This is a genomic window from Paracraurococcus ruber (assembly GCF_004353985.1).
Lineage (GTDB): Bacteria > Pseudomonadota > Alphaproteobacteria > Acetobacterales > Acetobacteraceae > Paracraurococcus > Paracraurococcus ruber.
This window is the reverse complement of record NZ_SMOA01000386.1, coordinates 1-4,035: the sequence shown is the minus strand read 5'-3', so window position 1 is coordinate 4,035 and position 4,035 is coordinate 1. Positions and strand designations below refer to the sequence as shown.

Genomic DNA, 4,035 nt, shown 5'->3' with positions numbered 1-4,035 from the left:
CGGCGGCTGCGGGGGCAGCCCGCGCGGCGGCGGCGGTGCCGCCCCGGCGCGGTCCTGCCGCCGATCCGCCTGCCGCCCCGGCGCCTGCGGCTTTCGCAGGCAGGGCGGGAGGCAGGCTGCCGCGCCGCTGGGCGGGGCACGGACCCGTCCCGCCCGCAGGGAGAGGCCGATGACCGACCGCCGCCGCATGCACCTGGTCGCCTACCTGAAGGCCGGGCCGAATTTCAGCTATCCCAGCACCTGGCGGCACCCGGAAGCGACGCTGGACGACCTGTTCGATCCCGGCCGCTGGGAACACTGCGCCCGGGTGCTGGAAGCCGGGCTGTTCGATGCCTGCTTCTTCGCCGACGGCCTCGGCATCCCCGACCTCTACAAGGGCAGCTATGCCGACTATGTCGGCCGCGGCGGGCAGCTGACCCTGGTGGACCCCATGGTGCTGCTGCCGCAGATGGCGCGGGTGACGCGGCATCTCGGCCTGGGCGTCACCCTCTCCACCAGCTTCACGCCCGCCTACACCGCGGCGCGCTGGCTCGCCTCGCTCGACCTCGTCAGCAACGGCCGCGCCGCCTGGAACGTCGTCACCACCGGCCGCGACTTCGAGGCGCGGAACATGGGCCAGCCGGGCCTGCCGCCGAAGGACCAGCGCTACGACATGGCCGACGAGGTGCTGGAGGCCTGCGACGCGCTCTGGCAGGGCTGGGACGCGGACGCCCTGGTGCTGGACCGCGAGAGGGGGGTCTTCGCCGACGCCGCGAAGATCCGCCGCGCCGACTACGAAGGCCGCTGGGTGCGGACCGAGGGACCGCTCTCCGTGCCCCGCAGCCCGCAGGTGCGGCCCGTCCTCATGCAGGCCGGCTCCTCCCCCCGCGGCCGCGCCTTCGCCGCCCGCTGGGCGGAGGTGATCTTCTGCACCCCGGCGACGAAGGCCGACGCCCTGGCCTATCGCACCGACATCCGCGCCCGCATGGCGGCGATCGGGCGCGACCCGGACCACTGCGCCGTGCTGCCCAGCGTGACCGTGGTGCTGGGCGAGACGGCCACCATCGCGCGGGACCGCGCCGCCTTCCTGGAATCCCTGGTGGATCCGGAACTCGTCCTCGCCGCCTCCTCCTGGTCGGTGGTCGCCGACCTCAGCCGGGTGGAGGATGCGGCGGCGCTGGACGCCGGCGGCACCAACCAGGGCGTCCAGGGGCATCGCGACCGCATGCTGCAGGTGGCGCGGCAGAAGGGGATCAGCTTCGCCGAGGCGGTGCGCCGCCCCCGCGACCTGCTGGCCGGCACCCCGGCGCAGGTCGCCGACATGATGGAGGACTGGTTCAGGGCCGGCGCCTGCGACGGCTTCATCCTGCCGCCCACCGTCTTCCCCGGCACCTTCGAGGAGGTGGCGCGGCTGCTGGTGCCGGAGCTGCAGCGCCGCGGGCTGTACCGGACGGCCTATGCCGGGGCGACGCTGCGGGAGAATCTGCGGGCCGGGTAGCCCGAGGGGGGCGCCGCCCCCCTCGACCCCCCGCCAGAGGCCGAAAGGCCTCTGGACACCGGGGGTTTGGCGCAGGGATTGCTACCCCGGGGGTCACCGCTATCCGGGAGGACCCTGTCCATGAGCCTGTTCCACCGCGCCGCGGGCCTCGGCCTCGTCGCGCTGCTGGCCGCCACGCCGGCGCTGGCGCAGCAGAAGACGCTGCGCATCGCCATGACCGCGGCCGATGTCCCTACCACCACCGGCATGCCGAACAACGGGTTCGAGGGCATGCGCTTCCTCGGCTACCCGGTCTTCGAGGCGCCGGTGCTCTGGGATCTGTCGCGCGCCGACCGGCCCGCCGGCCTCCGCCCCGGGCTGGCCGAGCGCTGGGAACAGGACCCGGCCGACCCGAAGACCTGGATCTTCCACCTCCGCCGCGGGGTGAAATTCCATGACGGCACGGACTTCAACGCCGATGCCATGGTCTGGAACCTGGACCGGTTCTTCAAGAACGACAGCCCGCAATTCGAGGCGGCCGGCAGCGGCATCACCCGCGCCCGCATCCCGATCATGGCGGGCTACCGGAAGATCGACGACTTCACCGTGGCGCTGACGACGACGCGCGTCGCCAGCTACTTCCCCTTCATGGCCGTCTACCTGCTGATGACCAGCCCCAACAGCTGGGAACAGGGCGGCCGCGACTGGGCGCGGGTCGCGCAGCTTCCCCCCGCCGGCACCGGGCCCTTCCGCCTGTCGCGGTTCACCCCGCGCGTCTCGGCCGAGCTTTCGAAGAACGAGGGATACTGGGACCCGGCGCGGGTGCCGAAGCTGGACCGCGTGCTGCTGCTGCCGGTGCCGGAGGCGAATGCCCGCCTGGCGGCGCTGCGCAGCGGCCAGGTGGACTGGATCGAGGTGCCGCCGCCGGATGCCATCCCCAGCCTGCGGCAGGCGAATTTCAACGTCGTCACCAACAGCTACCCGCATGTCTGGCCCTGGTTCTACCAGATGGGCGGCAGCGCCACGCCCTTCCGCGATGTCCGCGTCCGGCAGGGGCTGAATTACTGCGTCGACCGCGCCGGCCTCGTCTCCCTGCTGAACGGCACCGCCGAGCCCTCGGTCGGCTGGCTGAAGCCGTCCGACCCGAATTTCGGCCGGCCGGAGAACCGCTACGGCTTCGACCCGGCGAAGGGCCGCGCGCTGCTCGCCGCCGCCGGCTTCACGCCGCAGCGGCCACTGGCCTTCAAGGTGATGATCTCGGCCAGCGGGTCCGGCCAGATGCTGCCGCTGCCGATGAACGAGTACATGCAGCAGAACCTGCGCGAGGCCTGCGGCGTGAACGTCTCCTTCGAGGTGACGGAGTGGAACACGCTGCTGACCGCGGTGCGCAGCGGGCCGGAGGCGCCGATCCTCAACGGCTCGACCGCGGTGAACCCCTCCTCGCCCTCCTCCGACCCCTCGGTCGCGGCGCGCTACTTCCTGCAGGCCTTCGTCCCGCCCAACGGCTTCAACTGGCCGCAATGGAACGACCCGGCCTTCGAGGAAGCCTTCGCCGCGCTGGAGAATGCGAAGGGGGAGGCGGAATTCAACGCCGCCTATGCCAAGGCGCATGAGCGGCTCGTGGACAACCCGCCCTGGCTCTACATCGTCCACGACCTGAACCCGCGGGCGATGTCGCGCCGGGTGCGCGGCTTCGTCTCCGCCCAGTCCTGGTTCCAGGACCTGGTGACCGTCGACCTGCAGTGACGCGCAGCCGGTGAGCAGGCGCGGTCCGCGCGGCCATCCGGCCGGGCGGACCGCCCCTGGCGGCCAATCATGCGGCGGCATCCCGCCGGCCCGCGCCCCATCAGCCCAGGCCTGGCCGGGCGGCCTCACCCTGCGCGGTGCACTGCCGGGAATTGGGGTCGGGGAGGCGCCGCGCGCCGCGGCCGTCCTGCCGCGCCGCGATCGGACCCGGCGACCGCGGCTCGGGGGGGCCAGCCAATGGCCCGGCGGCGAAACCTTCTGCCGAAGCGCCCGACAAGCCGGGCCCGATGTCCGGCCACGGGCCGACGCGGCCGGCATCCGATGCCGTATCCTTCCGCGACCGCGGGCCGGGACCAACCCTTGGCAACGTTTCATCATGCCGCGTACCGTCCCGATACGGCGGACAACTGTCGAAACCCTTTGCACTTCTTATTCAGACGCGCGAATCCTTTCCTCCACACCCTTTTCCCCGATCTTTTCCACAGTTTTTCGTGTGTGACCTGCACTCCAGAACTTGTGGGGGACCACCGCGTTGGCCTACCGTATCTAGTGGGTGACAACATCTGGTGGGTCGGGGCAGGGGAACACCACATGGACTGGACGAATGAGGCGATCGAACAGCTCCGTATCCTCTGGGCGGAAGGTCATTCGACCGCCGAGATCGGCCGTCGGATGGGCGTTTCAAAGAACGCCATCGTCGGCAAGGCCCACCGGCTGAACCTGCCGGCCCGGCCCAGCCCGATCCGGCGGGATGCGCATGCGACGCCGCGGCCGGCCCCGGCGCCGCGCCGCCCGGTGGCCCCGCCGCCGCTGCAGCGCGAAGCCGTCGCCCC

The 4,035-nt window shown here is 72.1% G+C and carries 3 protein-coding genes; all 3 read left to right on the top strand.

Annotated features, from left to right (window positions below; all coding sequences use genetic code 11):
* Positions 1 to 169: 169 nt before the first annotated feature.
* Positions 170 to 1,477 carry an NtaA/DmoA family FMN-dependent monooxygenase gene (locus E2C05_RS29495; RefSeq protein ID WP_133223190.1) on the top strand — a complete coding sequence of 436 codons (1,308 nt, stop codon included), beginning with the start codon at positions 170 to 172 and terminating at the stop codon, positions 1,475 to 1,477.
* 120 nt (positions 1,478 to 1,597) lie between these two features.
* Positions 1,598 to 3,202, top strand: coding sequence for an ABC transporter substrate-binding protein (locus tag E2C05_RS29490; protein ID WP_133223189.1), 1,605 nt, complete (start codon positions 1,598 to 1,600; stop codon positions 3,200 to 3,202).
* A gap of 591 nt (positions 3,203 to 3,793) precedes the next feature.
* Positions 3,794 to 4,035 (top strand): GcrA family cell cycle regulator (locus E2C05_RS29485; RefSeq protein WP_240046947.1); only part of this gene is annotated, 242 nt, incomplete at its 3' end.

Excerpts from the sequence above, each read along its gene's own strand:
- E2C05_RS29495 (WP_133223190.1), top strand. The coding sequence starts at position 170 with ATGACCGACCGCCGCCGCATGCACCTGGTCGCCTACCTGAAGGCCGGG.
- E2C05_RS29490 (WP_133223189.1), top strand. The coding sequence starts at position 1,598 with ATGAGCCTGTTCCACCGCGCCGCGGGCCTCGGCCTCGTCGCGCTGCTG.